General features: G+C 38.4%; 26 protein-coding genes and 1 pseudogene. 19 read left to right on the forward strand and 8 right to left on the reverse strand.

Going from position 1 to position 17,613, the window contains the following annotated elements:
* Positions 1 to 79 precede the first annotated feature (79 nt).
* Together JCM19055_RS02960 and JCM19055_RS02965 are read left to right on the forward strand one after the other, a co-directional pair.
* Positions 80 to 787, forward strand: a complete 708-nt coding sequence (locus JCM19055_RS02960; protein WP_265181748.1) for an ABC transporter ATP-binding protein — start codon at positions 80 to 82, stop codon at positions 785 to 787.
* On the forward strand, positions 784 to 1,494 hold the full coding sequence (locus tag JCM19055_RS02965) for an ABC transporter permease (RefSeq protein ID WP_042358452.1): 711 nt from the start codon (positions 784 to 786) through the stop codon (positions 1,492 to 1,494). Before JCM19055_RS02960 ends, JCM19055_RS02965 begins: the two co-directional genes overlap by 4 nt.
* Positions 1,495 to 1,659: 165 nt before the next feature.
* On the opposite strand, the gene JCM19055_RS22485 is transcribed toward JCM19055_RS02965, so the two are convergent.
* From JCM19055_RS22485 to JCM19055_RS02980, 4 genes are all read right to left on the reverse strand, one after another.
* Positions 1,660 to 2,037: a 3'-5' exonuclease gene (locus JCM19055_RS22485; RefSeq protein WP_052365834.1), complete on the reverse strand. Its 378-nt coding sequence runs from the start codon at positions 2,035 to 2,037 to the stop codon at positions 1,660 to 1,662.
* Between the two features lie 103 nt (positions 2,038 to 2,140).
* Positions 2,141 to 3,733, reverse strand: coding sequence for a UvrD-helicase domain-containing protein (locus JCM19055_RS02970; protein ID WP_052365835.1), 1,593 nt, complete (start codon positions 3,731 to 3,733; stop codon positions 2,141 to 2,143).
* Positions 3,734 to 3,868: 135 nt separating this feature from the next.
* Positions 3,869 to 4,612, reverse strand: coding sequence for a helix-turn-helix transcriptional regulator (locus tag JCM19055_RS02975; protein WP_265181715.1), 744 nt, complete (start codon positions 4,610 to 4,612; stop codon positions 3,869 to 3,871).
* A gap of 357 nt (positions 4,613 to 4,969) precedes the next feature.
* On the reverse strand, positions 4,970 to 6,202 hold the full coding sequence (locus JCM19055_RS02980) for an MFS transporter (protein WP_042358453.1): 1,233 nt from the start codon (positions 6,200 to 6,202) through the stop codon (positions 4,970 to 4,972).
* A 164-nt stretch (positions 6,203 to 6,366) separates the two neighbouring features.
* Here JCM19055_RS02980 and JCM19055_RS02985 point away from each other — a divergent pair, with 164 nt between their 5' ends.
* From JCM19055_RS02985 to JCM19055_RS03000, 4 genes are all read left to right on the forward strand, one after another.
* Positions 6,367 to 7,164, forward strand: coding sequence for a MerR family transcriptional regulator (locus tag JCM19055_RS02985; protein WP_042358455.1), 798 nt, complete (start codon positions 6,367 to 6,369; stop codon positions 7,162 to 7,164).
* A gap of 393 nt (positions 7,165 to 7,557) precedes the next feature.
* Positions 7,558 to 7,872: a hypothetical protein gene (locus JCM19055_RS02990; protein ID WP_042358456.1), complete on the forward strand. Its 315-nt coding sequence runs from the start codon at positions 7,558 to 7,560 to the stop codon at positions 7,870 to 7,872.
* Positions 7,873 to 7,889: 17 nt separating this feature from the next.
* Positions 7,890 to 8,522 (forward strand): class I SAM-dependent methyltransferase, encoded by a 633-nt coding sequence (locus JCM19055_RS02995; RefSeq protein WP_042358458.1) that lies wholly within the window; start codon positions 7,890 to 7,892, stop codon positions 8,520 to 8,522.
* Positions 8,523 to 8,628: 106 nt separating this feature from the next.
* Entirely contained in the window at positions 8,629 to 8,772 is a 144-nt protein-coding gene (locus JCM19055_RS03000) for a hypothetical protein (RefSeq protein ID WP_265181716.1), read from the forward strand.
* Positions 8,773 to 8,806: 34 nt separating this feature from the next.
* Here the strand turns inward: JCM19055_RS03000 and JCM19055_RS03005 are convergent, their stop codons facing one another.
* Both JCM19055_RS03005 and JCM19055_RS22490 read right to left on the reverse strand, forming a co-directional pair.
* Positions 8,807 to 9,982 (reverse strand): DUF2254 domain-containing protein, encoded by a 1,176-nt coding sequence (locus JCM19055_RS03005; protein ID WP_081833395.1) that lies wholly within the window; start codon positions 9,980 to 9,982, stop codon positions 8,807 to 8,809.
* A gap of 13 nt (positions 9,983 to 9,995) precedes the next feature.
* Positions 9,996 to 10,202 (reverse strand): hypothetical protein, encoded by a 207-nt coding sequence (locus tag JCM19055_RS22490; RefSeq protein ID WP_052361403.1) that lies wholly within the window; start codon positions 10,200 to 10,202, stop codon positions 9,996 to 9,998.
* Between the two features lie 188 nt (positions 10,203 to 10,390).
* On the opposite strand from JCM19055_RS22490, the gene JCM19055_RS03010 reads away from it, so the two are divergent.
* The gene (locus tag JCM19055_RS03010) at positions 10,391 to 10,822 is read left to right on the forward strand and encodes a GNAT family N-acetyltransferase (protein WP_042358461.1); all 432 of its coding nucleotides are present in this window, start codon (positions 10,391 to 10,393) and stop codon (positions 10,820 to 10,822) included.
* Between the two features lie 54 nt (positions 10,823 to 10,876).
* On the opposite strand, the gene JCM19055_RS03015 is transcribed toward JCM19055_RS03010, so the two are convergent.
* Positions 10,877 to 11,113: a (4Fe-4S)-binding protein gene (locus JCM19055_RS03015; protein WP_042358463.1), complete on the reverse strand. Its 237-nt coding sequence runs from the start codon at positions 11,111 to 11,113 to the stop codon at positions 10,877 to 10,879.
* A 134-nt stretch (positions 11,114 to 11,247) separates the two neighbouring features.
* On the opposite strand from JCM19055_RS03015, the gene JCM19055_RS03020 reads away from it, so the two are divergent.
* From JCM19055_RS03020 to JCM19055_RS03035, 6 genes are all read left to right on the forward strand, one after another.
* Positions 11,248 to 11,736 (forward strand): hypothetical protein, encoded by a 489-nt coding sequence (locus tag JCM19055_RS03020; protein ID WP_042358464.1) that lies wholly within the window; start codon positions 11,248 to 11,250, stop codon positions 11,734 to 11,736.
* Between the two features lie 10 nt (positions 11,737 to 11,746).
* Positions 11,747 to 12,166, forward strand: coding sequence for a phosphotransferase family protein (locus JCM19055_RS03025; protein ID WP_042358466.1), 420 nt, complete (start codon positions 11,747 to 11,749; stop codon positions 12,164 to 12,166).
* Between the two features lie 4 nt (positions 12,167 to 12,170).
* Complete coding sequence (locus tag JCM19055_RS03030) at positions 12,171 to 12,626, forward strand: PH domain-containing protein (protein WP_052365837.1); 456 nt, start codon at positions 12,171 to 12,173, stop codon at positions 12,624 to 12,626.
* A gap of 155 nt (positions 12,627 to 12,781) precedes the next feature.
* Entirely contained in the window at positions 12,782 to 12,940 is a 159-nt protein-coding gene (locus JCM19055_RS26950) for a hypothetical protein (protein ID WP_193745279.1), read from the forward strand.
* A gap of 98 nt (positions 12,941 to 13,038) precedes the next feature.
* The gene (locus JCM19055_RS22495) at positions 13,039 to 13,269 is read left to right on the forward strand and encodes a hypothetical protein (RefSeq protein WP_052365838.1); all 231 of its coding nucleotides are present in this window, start codon (positions 13,039 to 13,041) and stop codon (positions 13,267 to 13,269) included.
* Entirely contained in the window at positions 13,269 to 13,622 is a 354-nt protein-coding gene (locus JCM19055_RS03035) for a restriction endonuclease (RefSeq protein ID WP_052365839.1), read from the forward strand. Before JCM19055_RS22495 ends, JCM19055_RS03035 begins: the two co-directional genes overlap by 1 nt.
* A gap of 82 nt (positions 13,623 to 13,704) precedes the next feature.
* Here JCM19055_RS03035 and JCM19055_RS03040 read toward each other — a convergent pair whose 3' ends face one another.
* A complete protein-coding gene (locus JCM19055_RS03040; protein WP_042358467.1) occupies positions 13,705 to 14,586 on the reverse strand; it encodes a deoxyribonuclease IV in 882 nt (293 codons plus the stop codon).
* Positions 14,587 to 14,749: 163 nt separating this feature from the next.
* On the opposite strand from JCM19055_RS03040, the gene JCM19055_RS28205 reads away from it, so the two are divergent.
* The 6 genes and pseudogenes from JCM19055_RS28205 (at position 14,750) to JCM19055_RS28215 (ending at position 17,611) form a co-directional block, all read left to right on the forward strand.
* Positions 14,750 to 14,962: a cysteine hydrolase gene (locus tag JCM19055_RS28205; RefSeq protein ID WP_265181717.1), complete on the forward strand. Its 213-nt coding sequence runs from the start codon at positions 14,750 to 14,752 to the stop codon at positions 14,960 to 14,962.
* A 31-nt stretch (positions 14,963 to 14,993) separates the two neighbouring features.
* Positions 14,994 to 15,380 (forward strand): cysteine hydrolase family protein, encoded by a 387-nt coding sequence (locus JCM19055_RS03045; protein ID WP_370542966.1) that lies wholly within the window; start codon positions 14,994 to 14,996, stop codon positions 15,378 to 15,380.
* Positions 15,381 to 15,386: 6 nt separating this feature from the next.
* A complete protein-coding gene (gene mutM / locus JCM19055_RS03050; protein ID WP_042358468.1) occupies positions 15,387 to 16,184 on the forward strand; it encodes a bifunctional DNA-formamidopyrimidine glycosylase/DNA-(apurinic or apyrimidinic site) lyase in 798 nt (265 codons plus the stop codon).
* Positions 16,185 to 16,270: 86 nt separating this feature from the next.
* Positions 16,271 to 16,961: pseudogene (locus tag JCM19055_RS03055) on the forward strand (response regulator transcription factor).
* Position 16,962: 1 nt separating this feature from the next.
* Complete coding sequence (locus JCM19055_RS28210; protein WP_265181719.1) at positions 16,963 to 17,139, forward strand: hypothetical protein; 177 nt, start codon at positions 16,963 to 16,965, stop codon at positions 17,137 to 17,139.
* Between the two features lie 16 nt (positions 17,140 to 17,155).
* The gene (locus JCM19055_RS28215) at positions 17,156 to 17,611 is read left to right on the forward strand and encodes a sensor histidine kinase KdpD (protein ID WP_265181720.1); all 456 of its coding nucleotides are present in this window, start codon (positions 17,156 to 17,158) and stop codon (positions 17,609 to 17,611) included.
* Positions 17,612 to 17,613 lie beyond the last annotated feature (2 nt).

The raw sequence follows: 17,613 nt of genomic DNA on the forward strand, positions 1-17,613 counted from the left end.
AAGTTAAGGGAGTAATTTTATAATCATTTAGTCAAAGTTGAATATACAAATTTGATCAAAAGAGGTGACTTACTTGAATGTGCTTATTCAGGCTACCGGTTTAAGAAAAGCGTTTCGAGAGCGTCAAGTCGTGAAGGATGTGACACTTGAAATTAAGGAAGGGGAGGTTATCGCATTAATGGGACCGAATGGTGCAGGGAAATCTACAATTATTGGAATGCTGCTTGATACGATTCGCATAGATGCTGGTGAGATTACGTATTGGCGTTCAGACTATAAGAAAGCAACAGGTATCCAATTACAATCAACTCCTTTTTTTGAAGGATACACGGTTTTGGAAAATGTTAAGTTATTCGCCTCGATTTACGGAGTGAAAGTGTCAGAACCGGAAATTCAACAACAGCTCGAAGCGTATCAATTAGAAGAAATGAAGAAGGTGATTGCTTCTAAATTGTCGATTGGTCAACAGAAGCGCTTGGCTATTGCCCTTGCCACATTACACAATCCAAAACTTGTGTTTTTAGATGAGCCATCAGCAGGACTGGACCCGAAAGGACAAAAGAAAATCAGAAGATTAATTGAGTACTTAAAGGAAAAGAATGTGACAGTAGTATTTGCTTCACATGACATGCTTGAAGTGAATCACATTGCAGATCGATTAATGTTCATAAATGCTGGTGAACTTGTGGCGAACGGAACCCCATGTGAACTATATAAGCGTTATGGAGTAAAAACCATGGAAGACTTATATGATAAGGTAAACCATCATGAGGGGGACGAGAGGTGAGTACTATATTTTTGTTGCAAGCGAAATCATCGATGAAAGACTTGTATTTAGTCATTTGGTCAATCGTAATCCCAATAACGGCTCTTTTATCACTTGCTCATTTCTTTCCTACTTACTTAAGCTATAGTCTTGCTGGAATTATTGCTGTTAGTTTGATGTTTTATGCTTTTGTCACGTTTTCATTCACAGCATTGTCGCAACGCAGAAGAGGAGTATATGATTTACTCCATGCAACGCCTATGCCTTTGTATCAATACATTTTTAGCATTTCGATTGCGAATGCGTTAGTTGCTGTAGCTGTAAGTAGTTTCGTTTTGATGATTGGTCTATTCATCAGTGATGTTTCCAATTCAATCATGGGTATTGTATTGTCCCTCCCAATCTTATTTGTATCTGCTGTAATGTATTTATTTCTAAGCTTTATTGTGTCGAGTATCGTGAAAACTGAAGGGCATTTAAGCATGACAACAAATCTTATTATGTTACCGATGATTTTAGGAAGTAGTGCATTTTATTCTTTAAGTGATGCGCATGCTATTGTTCAGTGGCTTCAGATGCTAAACCCGTTTGAATGGTTTCTAAGTGGGATACGCGCTGCCTTCACGATGGATTTCGCACTTTGGGGTCAAAGTTTACTTTTTCTTTTCATATTTTTCGGTTTGTTTTTTGTTGGCTCCATCAAAACATTCTCATATGGACGTAGGTAGTAATGTGACGATGAAACAGTCTTAATCAAGCAATCAAAAGCGTATTATAATAAAAAAATGTACCTATCAAGCAGATATCTTAAAAAGGTCTACTTGTAGAGTACATTTTGTTTATTCTAGATTACAATCAGAGAATTGCAGAATGAAATAAGCTAAGACATCTAACTAGGGGTGCTCTTCTTCTGACCTATCAGTAATTAATGGCGATAAGTTGGCTTTTTCGTGCAGGATGGTTAAGCGGTGCATTGCCCTCGTTGTAGCAATGTACAATAGACTTTTGTCAAATTCAGATTTGTATACCTGGGCATTTGCATAAGGGATGATCACTTCATCAAATTCCAACCCTTTAGCTAATTGAACTGTTGTTATGGTTATCCCTACGTCAAATGTTTCACTCGATTTACTTAGCTTAGTAAGCGTTACGGACTGTTTAAGCTCATCATACAATTGGTCTGCCTGCGTTTCGGTTTTACAAATAATACCTAAACGGTTAAGCATACTATCATGAAATTGAGTGATCAATGTTTGTAAAGTGTTAATCAAAGTACAAGAGTTTGTATACGATACGATGTTAGGCTCTTCTCCATGGCGATCAATGGTTTCTATTGTATTATCAGGAACAAATTGTTTCGCGAACTCAATAATCTCATAGGAGGATCGATAACTTTTTTTTCAACTCTACAAATTCCATTTTAGTAAATATCGTACTGATTGAATCACCTAAATTTAAACTAAATGGATTTATCATCTGTCCAAAATCACCTAATATCGTTTTCTTACAGTGAAACAACTTGTTGATTACCGCATATTGAATGGGACTGTAATCTTGCATTTCATCTATAATGACATGCTTCACAGATTCAAACGTCTGAATTCCATCAAAATAGTGTATACAATATAAATATGGGAAGACATCTTGATATTCTAGTTTATTTTTATGCCAATTTAGGGTATCAGTAGGGTTAATTTCATTATAAAAATTTATATAGATGGATTGAGCATCTTTAAATATTAAGAAGGTGCGAAGTTTTTTGATGACGTCTTTTTTTGAAGGAATTCTTTTAATTTCAGCTGCCTTGCTTGTTTGTATAACATCGAGGATGTCATTCGCTAATTCATCTAATCGTTGTTTTACTGGTAATTTATGATAACTATAGAATCTTGATGTGAGATAGTTCCTCGTAATGAGAGTATCTGCGATGTAGATGTCCTGATCTGGTTGGAAGATCGTAGAATCGATCTCGTTTACATACTTGCTCAATTGCCTAAAGAAAGTGAATGTGGATTTTAATTTTACTCGATACGTGTAATTAGAGTGAGGTTCTTCTATGATTTTTTTAGTTTGCTCGTATGAGGTTTCTATTTTAAGACTCTTTGGAAGAAGATTGATAGCAATTTCATCGAAAGTTTGTTCATGAACAGGCTCTTCACCTAATTCAGGTAAAACATTAGAAATGAAATCAGCAAAAATTTTATTCGGTGATATGATCGTTATTTGATCAGAAGATAAAGTCCCTTTGTGTTTGTAAAGCAAATAGGCAATGCGATGAAGAGCAATGGCTGACTTTCCTGAACCAGCGACGCCTTGAATGATGAGCGTGTGAGCCGATTCATTGCGAACAATAGAATTCTGTTCTTTCTGTATCGTTGATATAATTGTTTTCATTCGGTCATCTGACGTTGTACTTAATTCTTTTTGAAGGACTTCATCATGAATATTTATTGAGCTTTCAAGTGCATAGTACAAGTGTTGATCTTTAATTTTAAATTGTCTCTTTCGAGTGATTTCTCCGTAGATCTTACCGATTTTTGAATCATAAGACGCCTGTCCGAGCTCATATTCATAATACATACTTGATATGGGAGCACGCCAATCATAAATGAGTATATCGTTATCTTGATCAGTAAAGCTAAACTTACCAATATAAACTTCTTCAACGTCAACGTCATCCTCAAATAGAAAATCAATCCGACCGAAATATGGTGCTTCTAATAGTTTTTGAATTTTATTTATTTGATTAAAGTAAAAGTTAATTGTTTTGGAAACGTTAGTCATGGATCGGTAGTTTTGGTACATTTCCATTGGATCCGCAGTAAACTCAGACAAGTAGTGTTTTAAGTCATCGTAATCTTCATTATGACCTTCAATCTTTAAATGGATATCGTCTTTTTCTTTTTCCAAGCGTTGAATCATTTCTTTTAATCGTATACCTTCTTCATGAAAAATATCAGATGACATAGTGGTCTCTTCCTCCTTTGTAAATCTTAATCATCACATGTTACCCACGTTTTTCCTCCCCTTGGTATAAAACCATTTCTTGAGTAGGATAACCGAATTCTATCAGCAACTCTGCTTCGGTAAAGCCTAACTGGATTAACGCTTCTCGGTAACCAGTATCTGTTTTATCACCTTCCTAAATGATGTGATGCGGATCTCTTGGTGATTTGCTAAGTCGGTCATTTTAATCATTAATTCCATAATCTCTCGTTTAGTATAGAAAGGATGAACTCCTAAAAAGTTAATTCTTCCACTTGTACCTGAAATTAATAGATTTCCAATGATTAAACCACCTTCCATCATAATAAAGGCACGTTGATCAATGATGAATGTTTGGAGTACTTTCCTATGCTCGTCTTCGTGCAGGTAAGGAAAGCCATCAATCACTATACGAACAAAGGCCATCCAAGATTGAATATCGTCTTTGGTCGCCACTTTTATGATTCTTTCTGTGGCTAACTCTTTATATTTACCGATCGGTATCGATCCACTATCAAATTGGAATCGCAATTGTAGTGGATAATAGTTTCTTTCAATACGAAATTGAAGAGGGGATTTCTTATAAAGTGCTTTGAAAATAGTGGTGAATGCTTGTTGACTGTCATAACCTGCAACGAGTGCAATTTCTAGAATTGACTTATTAGAGGATACAAGTTGTTTTGCCGCCTCAGTTAATTGCCTTCGTTGTACATAATCATGAATGGTCATACCTACAGTTTGGGAAAATACGCGATGTAGATGATACTTCGAATAATGCAAAGCTTGCGCAACACGATCAAGGTTTAACTTCTCTGATAAATGGGCTTCAATATAATCAATGGTATTTATTATTAAATCCACTTTTTTTCAAAGCTTTTGCCCTCCCTCACACATAATAACGAGAAAAGCGTAAGATCTTTTCATGATTCTTGCTCTTTTATTTGAATTAGAGACTAGCTGGTTATTTTGTATTGTGATCCAAACGTATGGTGATAATCATTTTTAATAAAAATATGAATTCAATTTGGCATAACTCTTTCGACCTTTCGTTTGTTTATCTTAAATGGTACGTCTATTCAAGGAGCACTTGGACTAATTATCTATTATTCTTCACATAAGTAGTCTTATGTGCATGTAGTATAGAGAAAAAGGTTCTTGTGTAATCGAGTTTGTTGAAAAAACCACTTCTTGAGAGAAGTGGTTTTAATGTGTATTTGATTAATAATTCGACGTGTAGTTTCTGTACGTTTTTCCTCTCCATAATGTGATTAATGCGATGAGTAATCCGATCAGTGAGAAGGACAAGATGACCAATTGGATATCAACACCTCTTGCAACGAGTACGGTTACCCCTGCGTAAGCGAGTGGATCAAACCCGTTCATCGCTAAGAAAATGATACTCATGACGCGACCCATAATACGGGGGTCTGTATCTTCTTGAGCTGACGTGAAGAAGGGAATGGAAACGAAGGTTATCGTAAATCCAATTAAGAACGCGAGTGCGGTCAGAATATGCAAATTAGGAATTTGGCTAAATGCGATCGCGACCAGTAAGGTTGCAATAAGGCCTAGAAGTGAAGTCAATCCTCTGCGGCGAATTTTTACCGTACCGATAATGGCTGTACTCACTAACATTCCGATCCCTAACGCAGCTTCAATGTAACTCAGGTTAATTGGAGAACCTCCATAAGTTTCCACTAAGATCGGAATTGCAATGGATATGGATCCGAAGGCAAAGAAGTTTAACGTGATCAAGATTAGAATTCCGGTAATGAGGAACCGACTTGCTTTCACATAGTTAAATCCTTCAATTAAATCTTTCAGTGGTGTTTGCTTAATCGTATTGTCTACAGGTCCTTCTTTTAAGAATGGTGGGAACATAAAGAAGGCTGACAGCAATACAATAATCGCTGCGACAAAGTAACCTGTTGTGACCCCTGCGAACTCCATTACACTTCCAGAAATGACAGGACCAATGACGATACCAATTTGACCGAATCCTTGAATGATCGCATTGGCTTGCTTGATTTGGCTTTTTTCCACTAATTTCGGAATCAATGACGTTCCCGCTGGGCCAGAAAAAGCGTCCAATGTTCCGAAAAGAAGGCCTAAAATAATTAAATAGCCAAACGTTAATAGGTCTGCGTTATTCAATAAGAAAATGATGACGAGTAGAATACCTTGAATGAAGCTCGTGGTGAACATAATCGTTGTTTTTTTAAATTTATCAGCGAGAACCCCACCAAATGCCATCATTAAGATACGAGGAACTGTAATGGCAATGAGTATAATGCCAAGTGAGCTAGCCGAACCTAAATCTGAAATGACAAACCAAGTCGTTGTCATGAAAAACATCGTAAAGCCGATCATCGCTAAAAAGCTACCGAGAAATAGGAATATAAATGGGCGATTCTTTAGTAATGATTGTTGTTGTTGCTCCTGTTCTTCCATACATAACCTTCCTTTCGACTGAATCTATGACCTATATTAGATTGTGACGTAACGTCACAATCAAGCACTTTTTTTTAGGGAAATTCATCCTGGTTGAACAAAGAGCGAAAGGGTTGCCTGTGACGTTACGTAACAGTATAAAATGGAGGGAGGAGGTCTTAATTATGGAAGTAACCATCGGTTCATTTGCGAAAATTGTAGGCACAACCGTACGAACATTGCGGTATTACGATAAGATGGGTTTATTAAGCCCGAATAAACTGAATGATAATGGCAATAAAGTGTACACACGTAAAGAATGGGAGTCTTACCAACAAATCAATATCTATAAACATCTCGGTCTAACGTTGAATGAGATTAAAGAACAAATGACCGATAATAAGGTGAGTAACCGCGAGTTGTTACGAATTCAGAAGACGTTGATCGAAGAAAAACAAGAGCAATTAAATGAGCTGAAGGGCGTTATAACGAGAATGGAACGACTCTACAATTTTGAAGATACGTCTGAGGGTGAACTCGATCAATTTGCGTTTATTATGCTCGATTTATTTATGCGAGAAAAGAAACAAATGCAAGCATTTGAACAGCATTTTAACGAAGATAAACAGCTGATGGAACAAATCAAGTCATTTAACGAACCAGAGTCTCAAGACCTTATGGATAAAATTACGTGGGAGTTATTTCAAGCAATTAAAGATTCGATACAGTGTAATGACGCTGCAAGTAAACAGAAAGTCCATGACACGCTAGAGAAAATGGATCGATTATTTCCTGCGAATGAAAAGTTCCTATTCCGCGTCATTGATGACGATAGCTTCTTTGAAAAACACAGCTCCAATTTTAACAACTACTTTCCTGAAGAGATCGGCGATTACATGTATAAGGAAATGAAAGCTTATTATCAAGAGAAGCAAGATCGCGCTGCGGATGATGGACAATCTGATTCTAAGAAGGGCAATTAGTTGGTCGATCCACAAATCCAAAGTCGAAAAAAATGGGTCCAGCGCCGATGAAAATTCTACGAAACACTCGGATGCAACAAAGATGATGTACTTTTCATGGAAAAGTGGATCGTATCATAATGGAAAGTACGGCTGGTTATTTAAATATAGCCAGCTTTTTTTATAGGAAAAATTTTGCGTTCGTGCAAGGAATCTTTACTCTGAGCTATTTACATATTCTTCAAAAGAAAGTAACCTAACAAACATCACCTGTTTTCGAAAAATTAGCATAGCTGTATTGAACGAGTTGTGCATAGAACAAATTAAAGTTACCTTCTTCTTCAAAAATTGAGACGTTCTGTCATACTGGGTGTAGTAGTAAATTTATATTTGAAGAAGAAAGGTGTTTATCACTTGGAAGCCATATTATTTATGCTATACATGATTGGCGCATTAGGGCTATTCGTGTTTTTGTTTCGTTCTAAAACAAAACGAGCGAAGATGATGTCTTGGGGGCTATTAATCGTATTCGTCGTCTCGCCGATGATTAGCTATGGTGTTGCAATTCTTGCCTCCGTGATTGAAGGGGTTGGTGTGTTGTTATTTGTGACACCGCTGCTTGCAATTGTCGGTTTTATTGTTTTTATTATTGGATTTATTCCGTTTGTGAAGGAAAAAGTTAAAAAAAGCTCAATAGAGATAAGTTATACGATCCTTTGTTCATCATAGGTTCTAGGAGGAATGACATGTTAAACCAAAGAGGCTTTGATTTATGGGCAGACGGGTATGATCAGTCGGTACAAGTTAGTGAAGAAAATGATCATTATCCTTTTGCCGGTTATAAGCAAATTCTAAATGCAATTTACAATGAAATAATGACAAAGGAATCGCTCAACATTCTAGACATCGGATTTGGAACCGGAGTTCTAACAGGGAAGTTATATGATGCTGGCCACCGTATTACGGGACTAGACTTCTCAGACAAGATGATTCAGATTGCGAAAGAGAAAATGCCGAATGCGACGCTCATTCAATATGATTTAACGAACGGGTTCCCAGACCAAATTCTGACTGAAAAATACGATTATATTGTCAGTACCTATGCATTACATCATTTTACGGATGCGTACAAAGTTCAGTTATTAGAACAGGTGCTACCTATGTTAACTAAAGAAGGTAAATTATTAATCGGTGATGTTTCGTTTCAAACAGAAGAAGATCACAACCGTTGTCGTGATCGATACGAGGATGTTTGGGATGACGACGAATATTACTTTGTGTTGGAAGAAATTAAACAGAGATTAGCTGGTAATGTTCAGATCGAATATGAGCAACTTTCTCATTGTGGAGGCGTATTTTCATTAACGCCACGTTCGTAGACAATTGAAGCATAGGGTGAATCCGTATGCTTCTTTTTATTATTTAGAATAGGAAGGTGATCTTTTGTTCTCAAATTCTAAATCGCTCGAGGTTATTGTAATCATTGTGTTAGCAGTCATCGCTTCAATGACAGGTGAATTCGTAACGTTTATTATGCTCGGTCTCATTTTGTTGCAACTACATAACATTCAACGTACCATTAAGCAATCGAATGAACAGAACAGACCTGAAGAAAGTTCGGGTGTATAGAAATGAAAAACGGCGGTCATCTGACCGCCGTTTTTCATTTAAAAGCTGGGTTGTTTAATCGTTCTTTTAACTCTTGTTCTAGTTGCGTATAGTCTTCGTGGTTTCCTGTCATATGAGAGATTTTTTCTAGGTGAGTGTAAAAGTCTTTCTCGTGGTAGGCAAAGGCAAACGGTGCTTGATAACCTCTTGCGACCATCATCGCAAATGTCCAGACGCTTTTGTGATTGGCAGTAGAAGTAGAGCTTGCTAATAAGCTTACGGCATGCAAAATGTCATTCGTGATAACCGGGTCTTCTTTGGCATAAATGCTAATGTGTGAGAACGAAGAGTATAAATAATAATCAAAGGTTTCTTCGTTAATAATGACGCGAAGGTTACCTTCTTTGTCTGTAAGATACGGTGTGAAGTGCGTGATCTCAGAAATCGAAAGCAATAAGTCAGATAGCTGTAGAATGGCATTCTTTGCTGTATTCGGATCATCGTTTCCGATCGACTTAATCGCAATTTCTTTGAGCTTGTTTACCCCAAATTCTATGTCCTGAACTTCTGTTTGTTTACGACCAACGAACAGCTTACTACAAATAAATGCTTCATTTACATCACAGTCTTCTCGCTTCCAATAGGTGAGGAGGGGGATGTCTTTTAAGACAAATTCTCCAATTCGTTTTTCCAGGCGAATAATCAGGCCCTTTTTCTCTGCATATTGAAAGAGACTTTTGAAATCAATGACTTGAATAAATCCAGAATCCTTGGCGTAAAGAATTGTGCCTTCCTCTTCATTTAGCTCCATCTCTTCTTTTTTTGGCTCTTGTGTTCGATAAGGTTCAAGGTCTTCAACGAGTGTAGTCAGGATTTGCTTTTCTGACTCGTTCTTCATATTGAACGTTAAGTTAGGTACTTGCATCCACTTCACAGCATGATTAATGAAGAAGACGAAAGTAGCGAGTGCAAAGAACATAAGTAAAATGGTGAGCGTTGGAAAGGCGGCGTAATACTCTGCTGTTCCATCATTAATCATGAAAAAGGAGAACAGAATAAAGACAAACACCATATTAAAGATACCAACGGCGTGTTGCGTTTTACGATCCGCAATGAATGTGAGTAACATTCGCGGGGTGAATTGCCCGGAGAAGTTCGTTAATACGACGAGGATTGAGTTTAGTGTAAATGCGTTTAACGTAATAATTCCGGCAACGAGCGAACTAATAATCTGTCTCGTTAATTCATAATCTACTTGAAAAAAAAGAAGCGTGTTCTCCTATAAATAATCGCATGTCCAATACATACGCGATTCCTACAATTAAGAACCCGAGCAGTCCGTAATAGAGACTGATCAGCCATACATTCGCTTGCGTTTCAAAACGAATTTGCCTTCGTGACATACTAAGAAGACGTTGACCCGTTTTGGGCATCCATTTGCGGACACTCATCGGCATTCACCCCTTTGGTTAACTAAGCATGGTGAAGGTGTTCCCGAATATGGACAAGGAATAACCGTTTTACGATAAAAAAAGGACTTTAGGTGCGAGGGAGTTCATCTGCTTGAAAGTTTAAAAGGAATGAAGTACCAATATGTTGAAATATAGTGGGAAAGCACAATAATGAAGTGGAGGTCTTTATGGAAATTCGTCAAGCTAGGATGGGTGATGAGAAACCGATGAGTTACTTGATTACGCAACTCGGTTACCCTACTTCAATAGAGCAGATGAAAGAGCGGTTTGAACAAATTCATTCTCATAGTGATTATCGAACTTGGTTAGCGTTTGTTGATGAGGAAGTTGTGGGGTTAATTGCTGCAGTGAAGAGTTACTTTTATGAAAAAGACGGTGAGTACGTACGAATTGTTGCATTTGTCGTTGATGGGGAACACCGGGGCCAAGGCGTTGGGCGTAGGCTTATGCAAAGGGCTGAAGATTGGGCAACTAGTATAGGTGCGTTCACCATGGCGTTAAATAGTGGAGCAAATGAGGAAAGAACAAATGCTCACGAGTATTATAAGAAAGCTGGGTTTCTAGAAACGAATGTGGGCTTTACGAAAAGCATGAAGTGATGTCGTCGAAGAAAAAAAGCCGCTACTGCTCGTAGCGACATTGTTCATCATTGTTTAATTGTCGTAACGATATTGCAGTGCACCACTTGGGCATAGCTTTACGGTACGTTCTACTTTTAATGCTGAAGCTTCGTCGGGTGTAATCCAAGGTCTTTTCTTAGTGTCAAATACTTCAGGCGCGTTGCCAACACATTCTGCAGCGTGTTCACAAATCTCCTTATTGAAGTAGACGTTGATCTCTTCACCGTGGTATCGCCTAAAGCCTCGCTCAAGTAATTGGTTGTCGCTCATCAAATCACCCTTATTTTTTTGAATATTATCATAACATCATTACTAGATTTATCCAACTGAAATGCACTTGAAGCGAGAATTGGATTGGAACGTGCTAGGCTAATATATACATAGACAGATTGAAGGTGGTTTAAATGAAATCGTTTAAGAAGGACGTTTCAGATCAATGGGTGAGAGCAATGGTGAAGGAACACTATCCGAACGCAGATCAATTCAAGAGAATTGATATCGGTGAACTTAGTCGTGTTGATCAATTTATGACGAAAGAGAAAGCTTATGTTGCTCACATTCGAGAACATTCAGAGAGCTTTTACAAAGCGCGAGATGTATACAATCGATATGGGACAAGGCTGCCAATTCCAAAAGTCATTGCGATTCATGAACGTCAAGGAACATGCATGATGGTTAGTGAGAAACTAAACGGTGATCCGGTGCCTGCTTATCCACAACCTACGCAAGCAGACCTTGCTTCTCATCTGATTACGATATTAGATTATATGACTACAGTTCGCGACAATGACACGTTTGGTTGGATGAACCAAGGTGAAAACGTGCATTATCAATCGTGGCAAGACATGCTTGAGAGTTTCTTCGTAGAAGAGAGCGAAGGGTTTTTTTGCTAACTGGCGAACGATGTTTACAACAGGAGTGTTAGACAAAGAGGTGTTTGAAACAGGTTATGATAAGATGCTCGAACTAGCGAGTTATGCACCAAAACGCCCGTTTCTCGTACACGGTGATTTTCATTTAGGAAATGTAGTCACAGATGGTACTGTGATTACTGGCATTGTCGATTGGGAAATGGCGATGTATGGCGACTTCTTATATGATGTTGCGAATCTTCATTTATGGTCACCAAACCTAGACTTTCCTGCAAAAGTAAAGCGGTATTTTAAAGAGAAAGGCGTAGAAATCCCGTATTTTAATGAGAGACTTCATGCAAATCTATTGTGTCGATTACTGAATGGCCTACGTTTCTATGCTAAGCAAGAAAACCATGACGGGTACAATCTTATGAAAAACACGTTGATGAAGCAATTAGACGAGGTGTAGTTCCATGAAAAAAGGATCTTCTGTAACGTTTCGTACGCGTACGTCTTACTCCGTCGGTTTGATGATGGCTTTAGCAATATCATTATTTTTGCCGATCATTCATCTGATCCTTATCGCTGAATTTGTTGCAGCGATTGTGATTACAGCAATCATTTTACCAATCGTTCCTATATTTATTATTCATTACGAAATTTGTGATGATATGTTGCGCATTCGATTCGGGTTTGTGGTCAAAGCAATGACGATTCCAATTGAAGATATCACAACGATTCAACCGACGAAAAGTCTGTTAAGTTCACCGGCGGCTTCACTTACGGATCGAATTGAATTGTCGAGGAAACATGGTGAGATGCCTGTCATTATTTCTCCGAAAGATCGAAATGGACTTTTAGATCAGCTCATCCAAAGTAATGCGGAAATCGAATTGGATGAACGCCTAAATACTAACAAAAGCCGGTAACATAGGCATTTGGTTACTCACGTTGGCGTATTCAGGTTCGTACTATAAAGAAGCTAGAGAATGAGACATTCGTATTGAATTCGCTGAAAATTGTTTTTGTATAGTGTATTTAGGGTATCGGGTAGTACACAAAAAAAATACTGAAGGTGTTGCCTATGACGAATCAAGAGGCAGTACTCGTTAAGAAGCACCTTAACGACCTCATAACGTTCAGAGACAGTCAAACCTTTCAAGATGAATGCACTTATTTACCTATTCTAATCCAAGAAATTGAAGAGACACAACGAGTACTCACCGAGCATGGTTTCGTATGAAGCCATGCTCTTGTTTGTGTTGTAAGACATTTCTTAGGAAAGGTGAATAAATCGATAGTAATTGGATAAATCAGGTAAAAACGTAATGGGAGGTACGAATGGCAAGAAGTAAACATGTTGGATTGCTTAAGTTACTCCCGCAATCGGTGCCCATATTCTTTGTTGTCGTCTGTTTTTGCATCGTTTTTGTACTTGCCTATCCGATGACCACAATCGCAATTGTCTCACTTGTAATCATAACACTGACCTCATTGATTGTGTGGCGAATAAAACAAGACCGGGCATTGGAAGAAAGGTATTTACGAAGTGGCATTGAGCAAATTGACTGATGAGTGGAAAGGAGTTCGAAAGAAGGCTAGCGATCCATTTTTCTTATTGTGGTTGGCACGTTCAGCTGACTTCAGACACTGGAGATTATGGTGCAGATCTTGTCGGGGAAGACGATCAAGGTGAAACCGTTGTAATACAGGCAAAACGATACAAGAAGAACATTGGAGTTCGCGCGGTGCAAGAAGTGAATAGTGCAAAAACGTATTACGGTGCGAACGTAGCAATTGTAATTACGAATCAGTACTTTACGAAGAATGCTGAGGAACTTGCTAGACGTTGTGGTGTCGAGCTTTGGAATCGAGAGCGTTTGATACGAGCGTTAGTAGAAGTGAATGATCGTCTCCCCAGTTGATTAGCAGAAACAACAATTCTCCCATCTCAACAAATGAAATGGGATTTTTTTCGTGTTTCTAATTAAAAATAAAACAGTACGGCTATATCAGTTTCTTAATTGGACTAGTACGCTCACGGCGAAGTAGGGCAATTTCATGTTCATAAGGTGCGTCTTTATATTTAATCGGACCAATTGAGGGTGTTTCAAGAAGCTTTGGTAGATCAGTGAGTTGTGGATGATGAACGATATAATCCAATGCTTCTAAACCGATTAACCCGTGTCCAATATTTTCATGGCGATCTTTTCTAGAACCGACAGGGTTTTTAGAGTCGTTAATGTGAAGGACTTTTAATTTCTCAAGACCGATCGTTTGATCAAATTCATTCAACACGCCGTCGAAATCATTCACAATGTCGTAGCCGGCATCATGGATGTGACACGTGTCTAAGCAAACAGACAGACGATCGTGATGAGTGACACCATCGATGATTTGGGCGAGCTCTTCAAACGACCGCCCAACTTCTGTACCTTTCCCAGCCATTGTCTCAAGTGAAATCTGCACGTCTGATTGTTGAGTCAAAACCTCATTCAATCCTTCAATGATCTTCTTTATGCCAATATCAGCCCCAGCACCTACATGAGATCCAGGATGAAGAACGAGCTGGCTAGACCGCAAAGCTTCAGTACGCTCAATTTCTTGTTGCAAGAACTCAATACTATATGAGAACACTCGCTCCTTCTTCGAATTGGCCAAGTTTACGAGAAACGGAGCATGAACAACTATGTTCGAAATTGCATGCTCCTTCATATGTTTGAATCCTGCTTCAAGGTTATATGCTTCTATCGGTTTACGTAGAGAATTTTGAGGAGCACCTGTATAAATTAAAAATGTATTCGCTTTGTACGATGCAGCTTCTTTACTCGCATTTAGCAGCATGTCTTTTCCACCCATCGAAACGTGAGAACCAAGCAATAAGGTCATGTGATCACCTCGTCAAAAAGGATGGTCTTAGAATGCCCAAGTGTAAGGAACTCATGTGAGAGCATAGAAATCTTCGCTACTTTCTATTTGGAATTCGAATAGGATGTGACTGGAACGACCATTCTAAGCGGAAAGTTTATTGTTCAGAAGGTGGCAGAATATCATGAAGTTTGAATTTAATAATACGAACACAGGGATTGTTATTACAGACCCACAGAATGATTTCTTATCTCCAGACGGTAAAGGATATTATTTGACTAAAGGAGTGATCGATAAAAATAATACCGTACTTAATTTAGAACGGTTGTTGAATACTGCACAAAAAAAATGGTTACACCATATTTGTCTCTCCCCATTATTTGTACCCGCACGATAAAAAGTGGAAGTACAAAGGCAAAGAACAAGACATGTTGTTAACAAATGAGGTGTATCAGAAAGAGGATAATAATAGCCCGACTCCGGACGGATCTGACTTTGTTCAATCGTTAAAGAAGTATATTCTACATGAAGACTCAGTCATATGCACACCACATAAAGTGGCGGGTCCTGAATCGAATGATCTTGTGTATCAATTACGTCAACATGGAATTGACCGTGTATTCCTGGCTGGTGTGCTTTCAAATGTGTGTGTCGAGTCCCATATGAGAAGTTTAATTGAAAACGGCTTTCAGACAGCAGTCGTATACGATGCGACAGCAGCAACGAGTAAAGACGATTTCAATGCAGCGATGACGAATTACAAAGCGTTCGCAACATTAGTGTGTACGACTGATCAAGCGATTGCGGAGATGTAATGTTAAATGCCTGAGTTGCCAGAAGTAGAGCATGTTAAGCAAACGATAAATCGAGAATTAAAGAACCTGAAGATCGAGCGTGTTGAAGTATTGTACGCAGGTGTATTAAAAAAACCATCAGATCCTAGTCAGTTTACACATTCTTTAGTTAAACAAACGTTACGTCATGTAGATCGACGAGGAAAATATCTACTGTTCTATTTTGAAGAGCTTATTCTCGTCTCTCACTTACGAATGACGGGCTCGTATGATGTTCGACGTACAACAGACCCATTAGCAAACTATGCAGCTGTTATCTTTCAATTTAGTGATGAGCAACAACTCCGCTACCATGATCTTCGCAGACTCGGAACGATGGAGATTTATTTTGAAAATGAACCAATTGTTTCAATTGAACGTTTAGGAATTGAACCATTAAGTAAAGAGTTTACGGTTACTCTTTTACAGCAGCTTGGCATGAAGTCCAAACAGTCAATTAAAAACTTCTTGTTAGATCAAAGAAAAATTGCTGGGATTGGTAATATATATGCAGATGAAATCTGCTATAAAGCTGGAATTAACCCAGGTCGTAAGACGTTGGATTTAACTGGGGATGACTGGAAACGTTTATATACAACGATTGTTTTTGTTTTAAAGGATGCCATCGCATATGGCGGGGGATATACATTTTATAAGAAGCATGGGTATTATCCTTTTTCTCTTTATCAACGTGCAGGCTCGCCATGTGAACAATGTGGAACTCCAATCGAACGTGTTGTCGTGACAAAGAGGGGAACCTATTATTGCCCGACATGTCAAACGTAGCCATCTGTTTCATTCAGGTGGTTTTTAGCTGTTGTGGTAGAATGACACATAAGTTAAGGCATAGGCAGTAAAAGGAGGCATAACTTGTGGGGATTCTACTCGTTGAAGATGACAAAACCATTGCGCTAGGGTTGGAATATTCATTACAACAAGAAGGATATGCGACAACGCATAAAGCTGATTTTGTGTCAGCTCAAGAATATATTGAAACATCACTTGAAGACATTCAATTATGTGTATTTGATTTGTCTTTGCCAGACGGTTCGGGCTATGAGCTTTGTAAGCTTGTGAAACAGAAAAAAAGACGTTCCTGTCATTTTCTTAACCGTTGTGGATGATGAAGTGAACGTTGTGATGGGCTTAGATATGGGTGCTGACGATTATATTACGAAGCCATTTCGAATCCGGGAATTAATGTCTAGAATTAAATCGGTCCTTCGTCGCTACGAAAAACAACATCAAGGTCAAGCGACTGAGCAGATTGAGCTCAGCACGATCACAATCTCGACGGCAGAAGCGAAGGTATGGAAATCTGGAAAAGAAATGGCATTAACGGCTCTTGAGTATCGCTTGCTCTTAATCTTCTCCCAACATCAAGGACAAGTGTTAACACGTGCGCAACTCTTAGAACAGATTTGGGATGTTGCTGGGGATTTCGTGAACGATAATACATTAACCGTTTACATTAAGCGCCTACGTGAAAAGCTAGAAGAAGATCCGCAAAAACCTACCATTATTCAAACCGTAAGAGGGTTAGGTTATCGGGCAGGTGAGTAATATGTATCGTAATCGTGAATTTCGTATATTCATCGGTTTGCAAATTCTAATTGGTTGCATTGCAATTGGATTAAGTCTTCTGCTGCCTAATTTTACGTCGTTCATTGTGATTGTACTTGCAGTCGTGATGATCGTTTCTTTTATGGTTTTTACAAAAAAAGCGGTACCGTCATATTGAACAGTTATCTACATATTTGAAAGAAATCAATGCAGGTTCATATAGTTTAGACGTTCGTGATAATGAAGAAGGCGAACTTAGCATTCTAAAGAATGATATCTATAAAGTAACGTCTCGTTTAGCGGAATACAATGTGGACCTCGAAGAAGATCGCAAAAAGTTGACAGAGGCCATTTCAGATATTTCTCATCAACTGAAAACCCCCATTACTTCTATGACGGTTATGGCCGATTTATTGCAAGGCAGCGAGTTAACGACTGAGCGGAGAGTAGCGTTTACGAAAACGATCCAACACCAACTGGAACGAATGGATTGGCTCGTTACGTCCTTACTAAAGCTGTCCAAAATTGATGCAGGTACGATTGAATTCAAACGTGAAAAGGTTCACTTGGAGAGTCTCATTACCGATGCTTTAAACCCGTTGCTCATTCCAATTGAAGTGAAAGGATCACACTTGATATTGCAGGGATAGAA

The sequence above is a fragment of the Geomicrobium sp. JCM 19055 genome (genome assembly GCF_000698185.1).
In the GTDB taxonomy this organism is placed as follows: Bacteria; Bacillota; Bacilli; order Bacillales; family Marinococcaceae; genus Geomicrobium_A; species Geomicrobium_A sediminis.

Bases quoted from the DNA above. Each gene is read 5' to 3' on its own strand.
- JCM19055_RS22495 (WP_052365838.1), top strand. From the start codon at position 13,039: ATGGCAAGAAGTAAACATGTTGGATTGCTTAAGTTACTCCCGCAATCG.
- JCM19055_RS03040 (WP_042358467.1), bottom strand. From the start codon at position 14,586: ATGACCTTATTGCTTGGTTCTCACGTTTCGATGGGTGGAAAAGACATG.
- JCM19055_RS02970 (WP_052365835.1), bottom strand. From the start codon at position 3,733: ATGTCATCTGATATTTTTCATGAAGAAGGTATACGATTAAAAGAAATG.
- JCM19055_RS28210 (WP_265181719.1), top strand. From the start codon at position 16,963: ATGTATCGTAATCGTGAATTTCGTATATTCATCGGTTTGCAAATTCTA.
- JCM19055_RS02985 (WP_042358455.1), top strand. From the start codon at position 6,367: ATGGAAGTAACCATCGGTTCATTTGCGAAAATTGTAGGCACAACCGTA.
- JCM19055_RS02980 (WP_042358453.1), bottom strand. From the start codon at position 6,202: ATGGAAGAACAGGAGCAACAACAACAATCATTACTAAAGAATCGCCCA.
- mutM (WP_042358468.1), top strand. From the start codon at position 15,387: ATGCCTGAGTTGCCAGAAGTAGAGCATGTTAAGCAAACGATAAATCGA.
- JCM19055_RS03035 (WP_052365839.1), top strand. From the start codon at position 13,269: ATGAGTGGAAAGGAGTTCGAAAGAAGGCTAGCGATCCATTTTTCTTAT.
- JCM19055_RS03030 (WP_052365837.1), top strand. From the start codon at position 12,171: ATGAAAAAAGGATCTTCTGTAACGTTTCGTACGCGTACGTCTTACTCC.
- JCM19055_RS03045 (WP_370542966.1), top strand. From the start codon at position 14,994: ATGTTGTTAACAAATGAGGTGTATCAGAAAGAGGATAATAATAGCCCG.
- JCM19055_RS03010 (WP_042358461.1), top strand. From the start codon at position 10,391: ATGGAAATTCGTCAAGCTAGGATGGGTGATGAGAAACCGATGAGTTAC.
- JCM19055_RS28205 (WP_265181717.1), top strand. From the start codon at position 14,750: ATGAAGTTTGAATTTAATAATACGAACACAGGGATTGTTATTACAGAC.
- JCM19055_RS03015 (WP_042358463.1), bottom strand. From the start codon at position 11,113: ATGAGCGACAACCAATTACTTGAGCGAGGCTTTAGGCGATACCACGGT.
- JCM19055_RS26950 (WP_193745279.1), top strand. From the start codon at position 12,782: ATGACGAATCAAGAGGCAGTACTCGTTAAGAAGCACCTTAACGACCTC.
- JCM19055_RS03020 (WP_042358464.1), top strand. From the start codon at position 11,248: ATGAAATCGTTTAAGAAGGACGTTTCAGATCAATGGGTGAGAGCAATG.
- JCM19055_RS03025 (WP_042358466.1), top strand. From the start codon at position 11,747: ATGTTTACAACAGGAGTGTTAGACAAAGAGGTGTTTGAAACAGGTTAT.
- JCM19055_RS02995 (WP_042358458.1), top strand. From the start codon at position 7,890: ATGTTAAACCAAAGAGGCTTTGATTTATGGGCAGACGGGTATGATCAG.
- JCM19055_RS22490 (WP_052361403.1), bottom strand. From the start codon at position 10,202: ATGAGTGTCCGCAAATGGATGCCCAAAACGGGTCAACGTCTTCTTAGT.